The organism is Rhodoblastus acidophilus (assembly GCF_025961575.1).
GTDB lineage: Bacteria > Pseudomonadota > Alphaproteobacteria > Rhizobiales > Beijerinckiaceae > Rhodoblastus > Rhodoblastus acidophilus_C.
Genome location: NZ_JAOQNX010000019.1, coordinates 62,283 through 78,388, shown reverse-complemented (window position 1 = coordinate 78,388; position 16,106 = coordinate 62,283). Strand labels below are relative to the sequence as shown.

17 protein-coding genes are annotated in these 16,106 nt (G+C 64.7%); 11 read left to right on the top strand and 6 right to left on the bottom strand.

Going from position 1 to position 16,106, the window contains the following annotated elements; genetic code table 11:
* The first annotated feature begins 6 nt into the window (after positions 1–6).
* The 3 genes from M2320_RS14370 (at position 7) to hflX (ending at position 2,645) form a co-directional block, all read left to right on the top strand.
* Positions 7–867 carry a D-amino-acid transaminase gene (locus M2320_RS14370; protein WP_264597870.1) on the top strand — a complete coding sequence of 287 codons (861 nt, stop codon included), beginning with the start codon at positions 7–9 and terminating at the stop codon, positions 865–867.
* Between the two features lie 155 nt (positions 868–1,022).
* Positions 1,023–1,274, top strand: a complete 252-nt coding sequence (hfq, locus tag M2320_RS14365; protein ID WP_184427553.1) for an RNA chaperone Hfq — start codon at positions 1,023–1,025, stop codon at positions 1,272–1,274.
* 9 nt (positions 1,275–1,283) lie between these two features.
* A complete protein-coding gene (gene hflX / locus M2320_RS14360) occupies positions 1,284–2,645 on the top strand; it encodes a GTPase HflX (RefSeq protein ID WP_264597869.1) in 1,362 nt (453 codons plus the stop codon).
* Between the two features lie 141 nt (positions 2,646–2,786).
* On the opposite strand, the gene M2320_RS14355 is transcribed toward hflX, so the two are convergent.
* The 4 genes from M2320_RS14355 to M2320_RS14340 form a co-directional block, all read right to left on the bottom strand.
* Positions 2,787–3,401: a phosphatase PAP2 family protein gene (locus M2320_RS14355; protein ID WP_264597868.1), complete on the bottom strand. Its 615-nt coding sequence runs from the start codon at positions 3,399–3,401 to the stop codon at positions 2,787–2,789.
* Between the two features lie 31 nt (positions 3,402–3,432).
* Positions 3,433–4,119 (bottom strand): cation transporter, encoded by a 687-nt coding sequence (locus M2320_RS14350; RefSeq protein ID WP_264597867.1) that lies wholly within the window; start codon positions 4,117–4,119, stop codon positions 3,433–3,435.
* A gap of 9 nt (positions 4,120–4,128) precedes the next feature.
* Positions 4,129–6,003 (bottom strand): ABC-F family ATP-binding cassette domain-containing protein, encoded by a 1,875-nt coding sequence (locus M2320_RS14345; RefSeq protein WP_264597866.1) that lies wholly within the window; start codon positions 6,001–6,003, stop codon positions 4,129–4,131.
* A 172-nt stretch (positions 6,004–6,175) separates the two neighbouring features.
* The gene (locus tag M2320_RS14340; protein WP_264597865.1) at positions 6,176–6,937 is read right to left on the bottom strand and encodes a DsbA family protein; all 762 of its coding nucleotides are present in this window, start codon (positions 6,935–6,937) and stop codon (positions 6,176–6,178) included.
* A gap of 76 nt (positions 6,938–7,013) precedes the next feature.
* Here M2320_RS14340 and M2320_RS14335 point away from each other — a divergent pair, with 76 nt between their 5' ends.
* Positions 7,014–8,162, top strand: a complete 1,149-nt coding sequence (locus M2320_RS14335) for a pyridoxal phosphate-dependent aminotransferase (RefSeq protein ID WP_264597864.1) — start codon at positions 7,014–7,016, stop codon at positions 8,160–8,162.
* 128 nt (positions 8,163–8,290) lie between these two features.
* On the opposite strand, the gene M2320_RS14330 is transcribed toward M2320_RS14335, so the two are convergent.
* Entirely contained in the window at positions 8,291–9,757 is a 1,467-nt protein-coding gene (locus tag M2320_RS14330; RefSeq protein WP_264597863.1) for a hypothetical protein, read from the bottom strand.
* Positions 9,758–10,135: 378 nt separating this feature from the next.
* Between M2320_RS14330 and M2320_RS14325 the strand changes: the two genes are divergently transcribed.
* The 5 genes from M2320_RS14325 to M2320_RS14305 all read left to right on the top strand — a co-directional run bounded on the left by M2320_RS14325 (position 10,136) and on the right by M2320_RS14305 (position 14,558).
* Positions 10,136–10,810, top strand: a complete 675-nt coding sequence (locus tag M2320_RS14325; protein WP_264597895.1) for a PhoH family protein — start codon at positions 10,136–10,138, stop codon at positions 10,808–10,810.
* Positions 10,811–10,973: 163 nt separating this feature from the next.
* Complete coding sequence (locus tag M2320_RS14320; RefSeq protein WP_264597862.1) at positions 10,974–11,339, top strand: hypothetical protein; 366 nt, start codon at positions 10,974–10,976, stop codon at positions 11,337–11,339.
* A 440-nt stretch (positions 11,340–11,779) separates the two neighbouring features.
* Positions 11,780–13,228 (top strand): copper-containing nitrite reductase, encoded by a 1,449-nt coding sequence (nirK, locus tag M2320_RS14315; RefSeq protein WP_264597861.1) that lies wholly within the window; start codon positions 11,780–11,782, stop codon positions 13,226–13,228.
* Positions 13,229–13,233: 5 nt separating this feature from the next.
* Entirely contained in the window at positions 13,234–14,001 is a 768-nt protein-coding gene (locus M2320_RS14310) for a formylglycine-generating enzyme family protein (RefSeq protein ID WP_264597860.1), read from the top strand.
* Positions 14,001–14,558: an SCO family protein gene (locus M2320_RS14305; RefSeq protein ID WP_264597859.1), complete on the top strand. Its 558-nt coding sequence runs from the start codon at positions 14,001–14,003 to the stop codon at positions 14,556–14,558. The genes M2320_RS14310 and M2320_RS14305 overlap by 1 nt, the downstream gene beginning before the upstream one ends.
* Before the next feature lie 6 nt (positions 14,559–14,564).
* Here the strand turns inward: M2320_RS14305 and M2320_RS14300 are convergent, their stop codons facing one another.
* On the bottom strand, positions 14,565–14,813 hold the full coding sequence (locus M2320_RS14300; protein ID WP_210304468.1) for a hypothetical protein: 249 nt from the start codon (positions 14,811–14,813) through the stop codon (positions 14,565–14,567).
* Between the two features lie 146 nt (positions 14,814–14,959).
* Here M2320_RS14300 and M2320_RS14295 point away from each other — a divergent pair, with 146 nt between their 5' ends.
* Both M2320_RS14295 and M2320_RS14290 read left to right on the top strand, forming a co-directional pair.
* Positions 14,960–15,313 (top strand): nitrate reductase cytochrome c-type subunit, encoded by a 354-nt coding sequence (locus M2320_RS14295; RefSeq protein ID WP_264597858.1) that lies wholly within the window; start codon positions 14,960–14,962, stop codon positions 15,311–15,313.
* Positions 15,310–16,002, top strand: coding sequence for a NapC/NirT family cytochrome c (locus tag M2320_RS14290; RefSeq protein ID WP_264597857.1), 693 nt, complete (start codon positions 15,310–15,312; stop codon positions 16,000–16,002). The genes M2320_RS14295 and M2320_RS14290 overlap by 4 nt, the downstream gene beginning before the upstream one ends.
* The last annotated feature ends 104 nt before the right edge of the window (positions 16,003–16,106 follow it).

The following is a 16,106-nucleotide window of genomic DNA, read 5'->3' as shown; positions in this document are numbered from 1 at the left end:
AAGACCATGAGCCGCGTCGCCTATGTCAATGGACGCTATCTCCGCCACGCCGAGGCCGGCGTCTCCATCGACGACCGCGCCTTCCTGTTTTCCGACGGGATTTATGAGGTCATCGAGGTTTTTGACGGCGCGCTGTTCGATGAGGCCGGCCATCTCGACCGGCTCGCGCGCTCGGCCGCGGAATTGCGCCTGAACTTGCCGATGGGCGAAGCCGCGCTGAAATTCGTGCTGCGCGAAGTCGTGGCGCGCAATCGCGTGCGTTTTGGCCATGTCTATCTTCAGGTGACGCGCGGGGCGGCGCGGCGCGAGCATTATTTTCCCAGCCCCGGGACGCCGCCCAATCTTGTCATCACCGCGCGGCCGCATGATCCCGTTGCCGGTGACGCCAAGGCGCGCAAAGGCATCGAGGTGATCACCCTGCCGGACATTCGCTGGAAGCGGCCTGACATCAAGACCGTGAGCCTGCTGCCCAATGTTTTGGCGAAGCAGCAGGCCAAGGAGGCCGGCGCCGGCGAAGCCTGGCTGGTGGGCGCCGATGGTTTCATCACCGAGGGCGCGTCGAGCAACGCATGGATCGTTGATGCAGAGGGATCTCTGATCACCCATCCCGCCGATTCGTCGATTCTGTGCGGAATCACGCGGACGCGGCTGTTGGCGATCGCCCGGGCGAAGGCGATTCGCGTGATCGAGCGCGCCTTCACCGTCGCTGAAACCTATGCCGCCCGCGAGGCGTTCATTTCGGGCGCGACCACGCTGGTTCTGCCGGTGGTTCGCGTGGACGGCCGGATGATCGGCGACGGCGCGCCCGGGCCGACAGCTTTAGGTTTGCGGGCCGTGTTCCACGATCCCGTCGCCAGTCTAGGTTAAATATGCTTCATAATTATGGCCTGCTCGAAAGAACACCTTGCTTAAACGTCGGGCTTGAGCATCTAATGAGCGGCCGCGCCATGGGCAGCGCGGCCTGAAGCAATACGTCGCCAAAACCGTTCCCCACGGGCGTCAAAAAGTGAATGGAAAAAAACATGGCGGTCGAACGAACCCCAAATCTACAGGACACATTCCTTAATTTCGTACGCAAGAACAAGATCCCGCTGACCATCTTCCTGGTGAATGGCGTGAAATTGCAAGGCGTTGTCAGCTGGTTCGATAATTTCTGCGTGCTGTTGCGGCGGGATGGGCACTCGCAATTGGTCTACAAGCACGCCATATCCACGATCATGCCGGGACATCCGATCCAGATGTTCGATCCGGCGGAGGAAGCACAGGACAAGTAAGGTCGAGATTTGAGCGAAACCGAGGTTTTTGGCGGCGGGGTCTGGACGCAGAAAAGCGACCGGACCCGGGCGCTTGTGCTCGGCCCCTATCTGACGGAACGCGCAGCGGTTTATGCTGAAGGTGCCAAGCCGTTGCGCGGGCCGGAAGCGCGGCTGGACGAGGCCGAAGGGCTGGCTTTGGCCATCGATGTCGAGATCGTTGGGCGCGAATTGGCGTTGCTGTCGCAGATTCGCCCCGCCACCTATCTCGGCAAGGGCAAGGTGGAGGAGATCGCCGCTCTGGTGAAGGAGCGCGAGGCCGAACTGGTGGTGGTGGATTGCGCTTTGTCGCCGGTGCAGCAGCGCAATCTGGAAAAAGCCTTTTCCGCCAAGGTCATCGACCGCACCGGGCTGATTCTCGAGATTTTCGGCGAGCGGGCGCGCACCAAGGAGGGCGCGTTGCAGGTGGAGCTCGCCCATCTGGCCTACCAAAAATCGCGATTGGTGCGGTCCTGGACCCATCTGGAGCGCCAGCGCGGCGGCTTCGGTTTTTTGGGCGGCCCTGGCGAGACCCAAATCGAGACCGATCGGCGCCTGATTCAGGAGCGCATGACGCGAATCGAGCGCGACCTCGATCAGGTCAAGCGCACGCGCGGGCTGCATCGCAAAAGCCGGCGCGAGGTTCCGTTCCCCATTGTCGCGCTGGTCGGCTACACCAATGCCGGAAAATCCAGCCTGTTCAACCGGCTGACCAAGGCGGAGGTGTTCGCCAAGGATTTGCTGTTCGCCACGCTGGACCCCACTTTGCGCGGGTTGAAACTGCCGCATGGCGGCAAGGTGATTCTCTCGGATACTGTGGGGTTTATTTCCGACCTGCCGCATATGCTGGTTTCCGCCTTCCGCGCCACGCTGGAAGAGGTTTTGGAGGCCGACGTCATCCTGCACGTGCGCGACATCTCGCATGAGGATGCGGAGGCGCAGGGCGAGGATGTGCAAAAAATTCTGGCGGAGCTGGGAATCGATCCGCATGATTCGCGGCTGATCGAGGTCTGGAACAAGATCGATCTGCTGCCGCTGGAGGAGCGCGACCGTTTGCGCGAGATGGCGGGGCGCAAGCCTTTGGACGAGCGGCCCTGCGCGGTTTCCGCTGTCACCGGCGACGGGATCGAGGCTTTGCTCGAGGGGATCGAGGCGCGGGTCGGCAGCGGCCGGGCGCTGTTCGAAATTTTGCTCGACGCCGCCGATGGCGAGGGGCAGGCGTGGCTCTACGCCCATACCGAGGTGTTGAAGCGGCAGGCTTTTGATGATGGCGCGGCGTTCCAGGTGCGGGTTGCGCCGGAAGCGCGCGCCAGGTTGGAGCGGCGGTTTCCGCGCGCGCGGGATTTGAACTGAGTCAGACCTTCGTGGACCGCCCTCGTGCTTCGAGACGGCCCTTTCAGGGCCTCCTCAGCATGAGGGCTATTTTTTAGGGGCCGCCCTCACCCTGAGGAAGCCGCGCAGCGGCTGTCTCGAAGGGCGAGGGCGGCCCACGCATCAAGCCGCTTTTGGCAACTCCACTTTGGCCAGAAAACCCCCGATCAGCCAGCCCAAAAGGCCGCCGGTGAGGATGTCGCTGAGCCAGTGTTCGTCAGCGCCGATCAGGCCGATGGCGACCGCAGGCATCAGCGCCACGCAGAGAAACCGCAGGCGCGGGGCCAGCACCCAGAGCGCGCCGCAAAAGGCCGCCGTCACCGTCTGATGGCCGGACGGGAAGGACGACCAGCCGAGGCCGCCGTGGAACGGCGCGAAATAATAGGCGTGGTCGGTGATGAAGCTCGGATTGCCGTTGGTCCAGGTTTCCGGCCAGGTGCGGCCGAACGCGAGTTTCAAAAGATCCTTGGCGCCGATGGCGGTAAGCACCGCCAGGCTGAGGCGCAGCAGCGCCGCCTCGGGGCGGGCGAGGCGGCCGAAGGCGAAGCGCGCGCCGCACCAGAGCAGGCCGAGCATCGCCAGGAGCTCCATGGGTTCGACCACGCGAGTCACGTTGTGGAAGGTTTTTCGGACACCGTGGAACTGCGCATGCGCCCACAGCGCCAGCGGCTGATCGAGATAGGCGATGGACAGCGGGATCGCGGCGAGCAGGATTATGAGGGCGGCGGCTTTTTTCATGCCCGCCATTCTGCCCGCAATGCGTGACGATTCAAACGGCGTCTTGGCGATATTCGGCCCAGGCGTGACGCAGGATTTGCGCCGATGACGTCAAGAACACGCCGGCCATGATCCCGGCCACCGCCAGGTCGGGCCAGGCCGTCGCCGTGCCCCAGACGCCGAGCGCCGCCGCCATGACGATGACATTGCCGATGGCGTCGTTGCGCGAGCACAGCCAGACCGAGCGGACATTGGCGTCGCCGTCCTTGTAGGGCATGAGCAGCAGGACGGAGGCCAAATTCGTCGCCAGCGCCAGCGCGCCCACCGCGCCCATCACCTCGGCTTTCGGCAGGCCCAGGATCAGCGTCTGATAGACCGTCGAGCCGAACACCCACAGCGCCATCACGGAGAGGGACAGGCCTTTGAACAGCGCTGCGGTGGCGCGGGTGCGCAGGCTGGCCCCGATCACCGCCAGCGACAGGCCGTAGGTGACGGTGTCGCCGAGGAAATCCAGCGCGTCCGCCTTGAGCGCCTGCGAGCCGGCCCATTGCCCGGCCGCCATCTCGCCCAAAAACATCGCGCCATTGAGGGCGATCACCGTCCACAGGATGCGCTTGTAGCGCGGGTCCATGCCGTCGAAGACCGGCACGCCGTCGCCGCAGCAACACGCGTCCTTGACGGGGGCCGGCTTGGCCTGCGCGCCGCAGCACGTCTGGCTTTCGCAGCAATGATCGGCCATCACATGCTCCTACCCGTTCACCAGCGACTCGTATTCCGCTGACAATTCAAGCCATTCCTCTTCCGCCGCGGCAAGCGCCTTTTCCAACTCGCCGCGCTGCTGCGACAGTTTTGTCGCCTCCGCCGGATTGCGCTCGAAGGCGCGGGGGTCGGCGAGCATCAGGTCGACCTTGGCGATCAGGCCGGAGAATTTTTCCATCTTCTCTTCCGCCGCCTTCACCTTTTTCAGCAGCGGCGCCGCCTCTTTTCGCGCCTGCGCGGCGTTGCGGCGGGCTTCCAGTTGCGCATTGCCGCCGTTGCCGGCCTTTTCCTTGGGGCCGCGCGCCTGGTCGAGGACGTATTTGCGGTAATCCGCCATGTCGCCGTCGAACGGTTTTACGCATCCGTCCGCGACCAGCCAGAGCCGGTCGGCGCAGGCTTCGAGAAGATATTGGTCGTGCGAGATCAGGATGACCGCGCCTGAAAATTCGTTGATGGCTTCGGCCAGGGCGGCGCGGCTGTCGATGTCGAGGTGGTTGGTGGGCTCGTCGAGGATCAGCAGATGCGGGCCGGCGAAAGTGGTGAGGCCCATCAGCAGGCGCGCCTTTTCGCCGCCAGACAGTTCGGCGACGCGTGTGTCCGATTTGCCGCCGGGAAAGCCGAACTGGGCGGCGCGGGCGCGCACGCGGGATTCCGGCTGGTCGGGCATCAACCGCTGCACCGCGAGATAGGGCGTGTCCTTCTCGTTGAGGTCGTCGACCTGATGCTGGGCGAAAAAGCCGGCCTCCAATTTGGAGGAGCGCTTCATCACGCCGGACATGGCGGGCAGGCGGCCGCCCAACAATTTGGCGAAGGTGGACTTGCCGTTGCCGTTCGCGCCGAGCAGACCGATGCGGTCGTCGTCGGCGAGCGTCAGATTGAGTTTTTGCAGGATGACGCGGTCGTCATAGCCGACGCTCACCCCTTCGAGCGCGATCAGGGGCGGGGAGAGCGGTTTTTCCGGCGACGGGAAATTGAAGGGCAGCACCTCGTCGTCGACGACCGCCGACACTTGCTCCATTTTCTCCAGCATTTTGAGGCGGCTTTGCGCCTGGCGGGCCTTGGTCGCCTTGGCGCGGAAACGGTCGACAAAAGCTTGCAGATGCGCGCGCTTTTCTTCCTGCTTTTTCAGGAATTTGGCTTGCAGCATGCGGGCTTCCGCGCGCTGCTTGGCGAAGGAATCGTAATTGCCGCGGTAGAGAACCAGTTTCGCCTGTTCGAGATGGACGATGTGGTCGCAGACCTCGTTGAGCATGTCGCGGTCATGGCTGATGACCATTGTCGTCGCCGGATAGGTTTTGAGATAATCGTTGAGCCAGAGCGCGCCTTCCAAATCGAGATAGTTGGTGGGCTCGTCGAGCAGCAGCAGGTCGGGGCGGGCGAACAGCACGGCGGCCAGGGCGACGCGCATTCGCCATCCGCCGGAGAATTCTTTGAGCGCCCGGTGCTGGGCGGCTTCGTCGAAGCCGAGGCCCGCCAGAATTTCCGCCGCGCGCGCCGGAGCCGCGTGGGCCTCGATGTCGGCGAGGCGCACGTGGATTTCGGCGATGCGGTGCGGGTCGGTCGCCGTTTCCGCCTCGTCCAGCAGGGCGGCGCGCTCCTTGTCCGCGGCCAGGACGAAATCGATCAGGTTGCCGTCGCCGCCGGGGGCTTCCTGCTCGACGCTGCCGATGCGCGCGCCGCGCGGCAGGCTGGTCGTGCCGCTCTCGGCGGCGATCTCGCCGCGGATCAGGCGAAACAGGGTTGTCTTGCCGGCGCCGTTGCGGCCGACGAAGCCGACCTTGCCGCGCTCCGGCAGCAGGACGCTGGCCGAGTCGAACAGGATGCGGGGGCCGAGGCGGTAGGTGAGATCGGTGATTTGCAGCATGGAAATGATTGGACGGTCGGGGGGGACGTCAGCTTCAAGACGTCATGCCCGGGCTTGTCCCGGGCATCCACGCCGAGCCGCGAGGCTCAATAACTGACAGTTCGCGCTGTATCGCCGCGTGGATGGCCGGGACAAGCCCGGCCATGACGGCATCAGCATTGCGGCGAAGCGATCAGCACTCGGTCTTGCCGCATTTGCCCATCGCGTCGACCTTCTTTTTCAGCTCGTCATAGCCGACCGCGCCGACCACCACTTCGTCGCCGATGACGTAAGACGGGGTGCCGTTGATCGACAGGCCTTCGGCGAGCTTCAACACGCCCGCGAGCTTGTCCTTGATCTCGGGGTCGGCGGCGTCCTTTTGCAGCCTGGCCATGTCGAGGCCGACCTCCTTGGCCGCGGCCAGCGCCTGCTCGCGGCCGATCTTGCCCTTGGTCATGATCAGTTTCTGGTGGAAGTCCCAGAATTTCTGGCCGGACGCCTGTTTGCGCACGCCGGAGGCGATCTGCGCCGCGTCGACCGAATCGGGGCCGAGCACCGGGAAATCCTTGAGCACCACGCGCAGGTCCGGATTGGCCTTGATCAGCTTGGCCAGGTCGTCGAGCGCGCGTTTGCAATAGCCGCAATTGTAGTCGAAGAACTCGACCAGCGTCACCTTGCCGTTGGGATTGCCGACCACCGCCTGGAAGTCGGAGTTGAAAATCTCTTTGCTGGCGTGGGCGATGGCGGCGCGGCGCAGGTCATTCTCCTCCGCCTTGGCCTTGCGCTCCAGCTCCGCCGCGACATCGCGCAGGATTTCGGGATGGGTGAGAAGATAATCCTTCACGATCCCCTCGATTTCGCCCTTTTGCGCCGGCGAAAATTCCGCCGCGCCGGCCGGCAGGGCGAACAGGAGGCCCGCGACAATCGCGGACGTGAGCTTGCGCGGATGCGACATGGACAACTCCGAAGGAAGTAACTAACGCTCCATAGCCTATTCCCGGTCTCGGGTCGAATTGGGTTCTTTTCTCGCCATGTCCAAAAGACTTACCCCCGCGCGGCGGGCCGCCATCGCTCCTTTCCTCGCCATGGACGTGATGCGCGAGGCCGCGCAATTGCGCCGCGACGGCCGCGACATCATCCAGATGGAGGTCGGCGTCCCCTTCGCCGGGCCGCCGCGCCTCGCCCGCGAGGCCGCCATCGCCGCGCTCGACGGCCGGGCGATCGGCTATACCGACGCGCTGGGCTTGCCGTCGTTGCGGGCGCGAATCGCCCGGCATTATCATGACGCCCATGGGGTGAGCGTCGATCCCGAACGCGTCTGCGTGACCACGGGGTCGTCAGGCGGCTTCATCATGGCGTTTCTCGCTCTGTTCGACGCGGGCGCTCGCGTGGCGATCAATTGTCCGTCCTATCCCTGCTACCGCAATATTTTGGGGGCTTTTGGCGTCGAGACCGTGGACTTGCGCGGCGTGAGCGGCGTCACCCCCGAACAGGTCGAGGCCGCCGACGACGCGCAGAAACTCGACGGGCTGCTGCTGATGAACCCGTCCAACCCGACCGGCGCGCTGCAAAGCGACGAATCCATGCGGGCGATCGCCGAGCTTTGCGACAGGCGGGGTATCAAATTCATTTCAGATGAGATTTATCACGGCCTGACCTACGAGCGTCCGGCGCAGACGGCGCTGGCCTGGTCGCCGCAGGCGGTGATCGTGAACTCCTTCTCCAAATATTATTGCATGACCGGCTGGCGCGTCGGCTGGCTGGTCGTGCCCGAAGGGTTTTCTCGGGTGATCGAGCGGTTGCAGCAGTCGCTGGCGATTTCGGCGCCGACGCTCGCCCAGATCGCGGCGGAAGCGGCGTTTGACGCGACCGAGGAGTTGGAGGCGGTCAAGGCCGGCTATGCCCGCAATCGGGCGATCCTGCTCGACGCCTTGGGCGGCATGGGCTTCGATCTCGCCCCGGCCGACGGCGCCTTTTATGTCTATGCCGACATTTCCAGGTTTTCGCAGGATTCGCTTGAGTTTTCCAAGGCCTTGCTGGAGCAGGCGGGCGTCGCGGCGACGCCCGGGGTGGATTTCGATCCGACCCAGGGCCATCGCGCGCTGCGCTTCTCCTATGCCGGCGCACAGGTTGATATGGTCGAGGCCATGCGCCGGGTGAAGGTTTTTGTCGGGCGATAGCCGGCTGCTGCAAAACCCGTGGACCGCCCCCGCCCTTCGAGACGCCCGCCAGGGCGGGCTCCTCAGGGTGAGGGCTAATTTATTGTTTTAGATAATAAAATCCCGCGCTTGGCGAAGCGCGGGATTTGTCACTGGACTGAGTTCGACGACAGCAGGGCGTCCCAGGCGGCGAAGAGTTTTTCGAGATTGGCGCGCAGCGGGGCGAAGGCGAAATTTTCGCTGCCGACCTGCGTATAGCGCCAGGCGAAATCGGTGATCTGCGGCGCGGAAAGACAGAGCCGCAGCGCCTCGCGGTCGCCGATCTGCACGGTCTGGCCGAGGTGCAGGCCCTGAAGCCGCAGCGCGCGCAAAACCTTTTCGGTCGCGCCCTTTTCGGCGCCGCGCATGAAAATCGGAATGAGCGTGGGTTCGCCGGCGCTGGCGTCCATTTCGAAGCGGGGCAGGGCGAGAATCTGGCGGCGCGTTTCCCCCTGGAAGCTGGTTTTCGCCGCCTGGATCAGGACGGGGTCGAGCGCGCAAAACGCCTCGAGTTCGGCGAGCGCCGCCTCCCAGCGCAGGCCGAGGCCGGCGTTGCAGCGGGCGCCGAACGGGCCCTCGATCCGCTCGCGCAGCAGCGGCGCCCAGTCGTGCAGGGCGAAATGATCGGCGAGGCCGTCCGGCCAGGGGATTTGCGCATCGTCGGCCAAAAAATCTTCCGGGACCAGCAGCGCGCCGGAAAAAGCCGGCCCGCCCAGGAATTTCGAGCCGGAGATCATCACCAGGAAGCCGGCTTCGAGGTCGGCGAAGATTTGTTCGGGCGGACAGCGGAGCTGGCAGGCGTCGACGACCACCGTGACCTCGCCGGGATTGTCCTGCATGAGTTTGGCGGCGCAGGCGCGCGAAATGGCGGAGAGGCCGGTTTTCGAGCCGTCGAGCAGGTGAACGAGCGTATGGGCGCCGCGCGCCCGCGCCACGCGGACCAGCGCGGCGGCTTTCGCATCGATGTCGTCGACGGGGAGGGGCGTTCCCGCGGCGTCGCGCAGATGCAGCGTCGCCAGGGCCACGGCGGCGAAGCCGTCGAGCGGAAAACCGGCGCGCGCCGCGCCGAACGGGGCGCTGTTGAGAAAATGGCGGCCCGCGGCGGCGAGCGGCGCGCCGCGGCCGGTTTCATCGGGGCCGACCAGGATGTTGACGATTTTCTGGCCGGGTTTGGCGCGCGCCTGGGCGAGGACCAGCGCCGCATATTCGGCCTGCGTGCCGGAGGCGCAGAACACGACTTGCGCGCCGCGCGGCGCCAGCAGGTTGAGCAGGCGGCGGCGCAGGTTGGCGAACCAATCCTCGGTTTCGCCGGCAAGCAGGACGAAGGGCATGGCTTCCGCCGCCGCGGCCCAGCCGCGCGGGGAAATGCCCGAGGCCGTGGAGGATGAAAACCAGACTTGCCCCTCCTCGGGGCGCGGTTGCGCGGCGTAGCGGTTGCGGCCGTCGCGCGCGAGCGCGATGCGCTCGTCGCCGCCGCTGGCGAGCATCATCGCCAGCAACGGCTCGCCGGTTCCGGCGCGAAACAGCGGCGCCAGGCTTTGGGGGCCTGCGGAGGAGCGGACAAGGGGTTGGCTCATGGGGTCCCGCGATCAGTATTTCAGGCGCCTCGGATGAAGCGAGGACCCTATTTTTTGACGCGAAGCTTGCCCGCAGGCGCCCAAGCCGTCGGGGAAGCCAAAATAATTTCCTTTGTGTTAATGGAGAATCGCTTATCCTCGATTCAGCGAGGAGCGGGTCATGGCGTGTGAGATGTGCTTAGACCAAGCCAAGGCCTCAAGTAGAGGCCAAGATCAGGCGCTTCGCGCGAGTCCACTGCATTTGCGTAAGCCTCCGTCGTGCTCTCCCCCCTAGGGGAGGGCGCGCGATACTCTGACTTGAGGAGACAGCGCGTGGGTAAGCAACTTGCTCGAAAGCGGAGCCGAGGCTCCCGGGTTCAACACAGAGACGCCGAGATCATCGAGTTCAAGGGAACGAAATTCCAGCACGACCGCAGCCCGCCGCCGATCAAACCGTTAAATCCCACTCAGGCCGAATATTTGGCCGCTTTAAAACATTCTCAGCAAGTCGTCGTTCTGGGCCCCGCCGGGGCCGGCAAGACTTTTATCGCCGCCACCTATGCCGCCGATCTGTTCCGGCAGGGGCGCATCCAGAAAATCGTCCTCACCCGTCCCAATGTTCCCTGCGGCCGCTCGCTCGGGTTTTTCCCCGGCACTTTGCAGGAGAAATTCGCGCCTTGGGCTGTGCCGATCGCCGAGGCGATCAAGGAGCGCATTGGCGACGGCGCCTTCGACATCGCCGTGAAGCGCGGCGATATCGAAATGGTGCCGTTCGAGGTGATGCGCGGGCGCACCTGGAAAAACGCCTTTGTCTTGCTCGACGAGGCGCAGAACACCTCCGTGATGGAGATCAAGACTTTTCTGACCCGCATCGGCGAGGACTGCATTTCGGTGGTCAATGGCGATATCGGCCAGTCCGATATTCGCGAGACCTCGGGATTGCGGCGGATGATCGACCTGATTCGCGAACATGATTTGCCGGTGCCGGTGATCGAGTTCGGTCTCGACGACATCGTCCGCTCCGGCCTGTGCGCCATGTGGGCGCGGGCGTTCGAGGGGGATGTTCGGGTTTGAGTTTTGGGGGGCGCCCCGTCTGAGTCGGGCGGGGCGCCCCCCTTTCTCGCGCGGTTGCAATCAATTGCACGGCGCTCACGCATGAAAAAATCCTGCAGCGATCAAGCGTTGCCTGATCTCCGTCGAGGCGCCAAACTCCGGCTTTGCTTTGTCAGGAGGGCGAATGACGACGTCGGTTCCCATGATCGCCATCTTCACGGTCGCCACCGTTCTCGGCGCCTGGTGCCTCATTCTTCTGTTCGAACGGGCGCGCAAGCCGGTGGTGATCGGTCTGCACCTGCTCGCCGGCATGGCCGGACTCGAGACCATGGTCGCCACCATCCATATGAGCGGACTCGACGCCGATTCCCCCGTGCGCAGGTTCGGGATCATGGCCGCCGGGTGGTTCGCCGTCGCGGTGTTTTCGGGGCTGATGATTCCCCTGGTGTGCAAGGGCCGTCCGCAAGCCGCCAACCTGATGCTGGTCGTCCATATCGGCAGCGCCACTGTGGGGTTCTGCCTGGCGCTGGCTTTCGCGGGGCAGATTTAGCTCCAGGCAGGCGGGTCGCCCGCGCTGTCGGGAGCCAAACCACAACAAATCCCGCAGCAGTTTGCGCTTCGGCGCCGCTTGGATGGACGGGACACGCCCGCCCATGACGACATCATGGCGGCCGCCCAAAAAATCCCGTTCCGATGGCCATGGTTCGAGACGGCTGCTTCGCAGCCTCCTCACCATGAGGGGGCTCTCTCTATGGAACAATAGAGTGCCGAGCTCGAGCCGGGGACAGGAACGCGCCGCGCGCCTTGCGCGCAACGCGATCCTGTCCCCTGCGCGTCTTGGTCGAATTTTTCTTAAGTCCGCCATTGGTTTAGCCAATTTCCTCCGCTTGTTTGCGCTTCAACAACAGCCGCGCGGGGGCGTCAGCTAGGGTCCCGGTCGCACAAGGCGCGGCGGTTCCGCGCCCACCGATTTCGGGGAGAGCGTGGACAATGGCCAACAAACTTCTTCTTGCCCTCATGGCGTCGACCATGATGACCACAGTGGCGCTCGCCGCCAGCCGTGACGAGAACCGGGCCGAGCCGGTCGTCGGCGAAGAAAAGGCCATCCTCACCGACGCGCCCAACGTCCCGCCGGCGATCACCCGCAAAAACGCGACGAAAGTCGTCGTCCATCTCGAAGTGAAGGAAGTCGAGGGGCGTCTCGCCGACGGCGTGCAATACACGTTCTGGACGTTCGGCGGCAAAGTGCCGGGCAAGTTCATTCGCGTGCGCGAGGGCGATCTGGTCGAGATGCATCTCGACAATCATCCCGACAACAAAATGCCGCACAATATCGACCTGCACGCCGTCAACGGCCAGGGCGGCGGCGCCGGCGCCTCGCTCACCGCGCCCGGCCACAGCTCGGTGTTCTCGTTCAAGGCCACCAATCCCGGCCTTTACGTCTATCATTGCGCCACCGCGCCGGTCGCCATGCATGTCGCCAATGGCATGTACGGCCTGATCCTCGTCGAGCCCAAGGAGGGGCTGCCCCACGCCGACAAGGAATATTATGTCATGCAGGGCGATTTTTACACCAAGGGCGCCAATGGCGAGCAGGGCCTGCAGCCCTTCAGCATGGAAAAGGCGATCGCCGAAAAGCCTGACTATGTCGTGTTCAACGGTTCCGTCGGCTCCATGGTCGGCGACAAGGCCATTACCGGCAATGTCGGCGAGAACGTCCGCATCTATTTCGGCGACGGCGGCCCGAACCTGACCTCGTCCTTCCACGTCATCGGCCAGATCTTCGACAAGGTCTGGGCTGAGGGCAATATGAGCACGCCGGTCAGCAACGTGCAGACCACCATGGTGCCGGCGGGCGGCGCCGCGATCGCCGATTTCAAGCTCACCGTGCCCGCGACCCTGATCCTGGTCGACCATTCGCTGACCCGCGCCTTCAACAAGGGCGCGCTGGCGATGATGAAGTCGGTCGGCCCCGAGGACAAGCTGGTCTATTCCGGCAAGACCGACGATCTCGTCTATCAGCCGGAAGGCGCGGGCGTGCGCGTCGCCGATGCGCCCGCCGCCGTGGCGCCGGTCGCCAAGAACAAGGCGGAGCGCATCAAGATGGGCGAATCCGTCTACGCCAACAATTGCGCGGCCTGCCACCAGCCGACCGGCGTCGGCGTGCCTGACGCCTTCCCGCCGCTCGCCAAGTCCGACTATCTGAAGAACGACAAGGCCAAGATCATCAAGACGGTGACCGGCGGTCTGTCGGGAAAACTCACCGTCAACGGCAAGGCTTTTGATGGCGTCATGCCGGCCTGGGACCTGCCCGACGAGGACATCGCCAATGTGCTGACCTATGTCTACAACAATTGGGGCAATGCTGGCGGCGAAGTCACACCGGCCGACGTCAAGGCGCACCGCGTCGCCGTCGACCGCAAGGCTGCGGCGGAGTGACCCCAATGGCTCGGCGCATGGCGATCATGGCGGCTTCCTCCCTGTTGGCCCTCATGCCCGCTTGCGCCGAGCCGATGGCGCCGGTTCCGGCCGGCGCCTACACCCCCTTCTTCAAATTCATCCCCGCCAAGGGGCAGCGGGCGACGGAGCCGCGTCCGGTTGGGATCAAGGCGTTTCGGCTCGACCGCTTTCCCGTGACCAATGCGCAATTCGCCGCCTTTCTCGAGAAAGCGCCGGATTGGCGGCGCGGCGCCGCGCCGCGGCTTTTCGTCGATCCCAACTATTTGCGCCGCTGGCGCGACGGCGCGCCGCCAAAGGGCGAAGACAATGCGCCGGTGACCAATGTGTCCTGGTTCGCCGCGCAGGCTTTTTGCGAATCTTTGGGCGCGCGGCTGCCGACCACCGACGAGTGGGAATATGCGCTGGCCGACGCCGGGCGGGGGCAGGCGCAGGTGACGCGCGCCTCGCTCGACTGGTTCGCCAAGCCCAATGGCGCGCGGATCGGCGATGTCGGCGGCGCCCCCAACGGCTATGGCGTGTCCGACATGATCGGGCTCGTCTGGGAATGGACGCAGGATTTTTCCGCCACCGGGTCGGGGACCGAGCAGCGCAACACGTCCAGCAAGGACGATGCGGCCTTTTGCGGCGGCGGCGCCGCCGGGGTGCGCGATCCCGCCGATTATCCCGCCTTCATGCGCTACGCGCTGCGCGCCAGCCTGAAGGCCAGTTACGTCCAGGACAATCTGGGTTTTCGTTGCGCAGGAGACGAATGATGTGGCGCGCTTTGTTGCTGGCCTGGGCGATTTCCTACGCCCTGTCCTTTCCCGTCATGGCGAATGACGCCATTGCTCCGCCGAGCGGGACCTCCGTGTACACTCTCGGGGCGCGCTGGACCGACCAGGACGGCCATGCGCTGCGCCTGCGCGATTTTTCCGGGCGCAAGGTGTTGGTGGCCATGGGCTACACGTCCTGCCCGGACATTTGTCCGCTGATCCTCGCCAATATGGCGGCGATCGAGAAGGCGGCGCAGGGCCGAAGCCTGCGCTTCGTTTTCGTCACGCTCGATCCCAAGGTCGACACGCCGGAAAAATTGAAGGCCTATGCCGACGCCCATGGGCTCGATCCCGCCTCCTGGACGCTGCTCAACGGCGACGACAAGGCGGTGCGCGATCTCGCGGCGGTGTTGGGGGTGCGCTACAAGGCCAACGGGGAGGGCGGTTTCGACCATTCCGCCATCCTGACCCTGCTGGACGAGGGCGGCGAAATGGTGATGCAGAAGCCCGACATGCAGGTCGATCCCAAGGATTTCGTCGCCCACATGCCGCGTTGACCACGATCAGTGGTGGTGGAAATGCCTGCGGCAGGCCGGCGAGAGCTGCTTGACGTGGCGCTGCATGCAGGCCGTGATCGCGTCGACATTGGGGATATGCGCATGGCACAGGCGCCGTGCGTCGCGTTCGCAATCGTCCGTGCGCTGACGCATCTGGTCGCGCTGCTGTCTCAAATTCGCCGAGGCCGGAGCGGTGAAGGCGAGCGCCACGAGCAGGGCGACGCCGATCTTCAATCCTGAACTGGGCTTGAGCATCCAAACATCCTTTTCGAAATGGGGCCGTCGTGTATGGCTTGAGCATTGGCGCTGAGTCAATTCGTCGCAGGCGCCGGGCGAGCCTTCATTTGGCCATAGCTGCGCCTTAGCCCTGACTCGCTCGCGTCCTGCGCGGGGAGGGGTGTATGTCTGTGAATTTCAAATCCAATTTCGTTCGGGCGGCCGCCGCCGCTCTCCTTCTGTTCTCGCTTCCCGCCGCCGCCGCGGACGGCTCGGAGGCTGCGGCCCCTGCGGAGCCCACGCCGCCGCTGGTTCCGCACACCACCGCCGACCACAAGATCACCCGCGATCGCAACGACTGCCTGACCTGTCACCAGCCGCCGGCCAATGAAATGGCGGGGGCCAAGGCGGTCTCCGATTCGCATTACGTCCATCGCAACGGCGAGCGCCTCGACAAAATCCTGCCGACGCGCGGCTTCTGCACGCAGTGCCATACGCCGGCGCCCGACGCCAAGCCGCTTCCGGGAGGCAAGTCATGACCGAGATCAAGGAGAGCGGACGGCTCGCCCGCGCCTGGGCCTGGTTCTGGTCGCCGAACGCGCGCTGGTCGCTGGGCGCCATTGCGCTGGTCTGTTTCGCCGCCGGCATCGTGTTCTGGGGCGGATTCAACACCGCGCTCGACGTCACCAGCAGCGAGACCTTTTGTATTTCCTGCCATGAGATGAAGGACAACGTTTTTGAGGAGCGGCGCGGCACGATCCATGACGCCAATCGCTCCGGCGTGCGCGCGACCTGCCCGGATTGCCACGTGCCGCACGAATGGGTGTGGAAGGTGAAGCGCAAGATCGAGGCGACCTTCCACGAAGTCCCCGGCAAGATTTTGGGCACGGTGGACACGCCGGAAAAATTCGCCGCGCATCGGCTCGCCATGGCGCTGAACGAATGGCGGCGGTTGAAATCCACGGACAGCCGCGAATGCCGCAACTGCCACAATTTCGAGCACATGGATTATGGCGTGCAGACCAAGGCGGCGGCGGCGACCCACAAGGCGGGTTTTGCCGCGGGCAAAACCTGTATCGACTGCCACAAGGGCATCGCCCACACCCTGCCGGACCATGCGGCCGAGGCCTATCAGGTGCTGGAAGACGAACTCGCCGGCAAGGGGGAGGGCGTCGCGGCCTATCTGAAGGGGCTGGAGGCGAAGGCGCCGGCGCCGGCGGCGAAGTGAGGACGGACAGGCGACGGCGCTCCACCTCGGTTTAGAGGCCGCCGACCCGCGTCTCTCGCCGGTTTCGCCTCAGAGCGCGTTCGGTGAACGCCCGAACGCGCTCT

Bases quoted from the DNA above. Each gene is read 5' to 3' on its own strand.
- M2320_RS14320 (WP_264597862.1), top strand. From the start codon at position 10,974: ATGACGACGTCGGTTCCCATGATCGCCATCTTCACGGTCGCCACCGTT.
- M2320_RS14350 (WP_264597867.1), bottom strand. From the start codon at position 4,119: ATGGCCGATCATTGCTGCGAAAGCCAGACGTGCTGCGGCGCGCAGGCC.
- M2320_RS14340 (WP_264597865.1), bottom strand. From the start codon at position 6,937: ATGTCGCATCCGCGCAAGCTCACGTCCGCGATTGTCGCGGGCCTCCTG.
- M2320_RS14335 (WP_264597864.1), top strand. From the start codon at position 7,014: ATGTCCAAAAGACTTACCCCCGCGCGGCGGGCCGCCATCGCTCCTTTC.
- M2320_RS14310 (WP_264597860.1), top strand. From the start codon at position 13,234: ATGGCTCGGCGCATGGCGATCATGGCGGCTTCCTCCCTGTTGGCCCTC.
- M2320_RS14305 (WP_264597859.1), top strand. From the start codon at position 14,001: ATGTGGCGCGCTTTGTTGCTGGCCTGGGCGATTTCCTACGCCCTGTCC.
- M2320_RS14300 (WP_210304468.1), bottom strand. From the start codon at position 14,813: ATGCTCAAGCCCAGTTCAGGATTGAAGATCGGCGTCGCCCTGCTCGTG.
- M2320_RS14370 (WP_264597870.1), top strand. From the start codon at position 7: ATGAGCCGCGTCGCCTATGTCAATGGACGCTATCTCCGCCACGCCGAG.
- hfq (WP_184427553.1), top strand. From the start codon at position 1,023: ATGGCGGTCGAACGAACCCCAAATCTACAGGACACATTCCTTAATTTC.
- M2320_RS14355 (WP_264597868.1), bottom strand. From the start codon at position 3,401: ATGAAAAAAGCCGCCGCCCTCATAATCCTGCTCGCCGCGATCCCGCTG.
- M2320_RS14345 (WP_264597866.1), bottom strand. From the start codon at position 6,003: ATGCTGCAAATCACCGATCTCACCTACCGCCTCGGCCCCCGCATCCTG.
- M2320_RS14330 (WP_264597863.1), bottom strand. From the start codon at position 9,757: ATGAGCCAACCCCTTGTCCGCTCCTCCGCAGGCCCCCAAAGCCTGGCG.
- M2320_RS14295 (WP_264597858.1), top strand. From the start codon at position 14,960: ATGTCTGTGAATTTCAAATCCAATTTCGTTCGGGCGGCCGCCGCCGCT.
- M2320_RS14290 (WP_264597857.1), top strand. From the start codon at position 15,310: ATGACCGAGATCAAGGAGAGCGGACGGCTCGCCCGCGCCTGGGCCTGG.
- nirK (WP_264597861.1), top strand. From the start codon at position 11,780: ATGGCCAACAAACTTCTTCTTGCCCTCATGGCGTCGACCATGATGACC.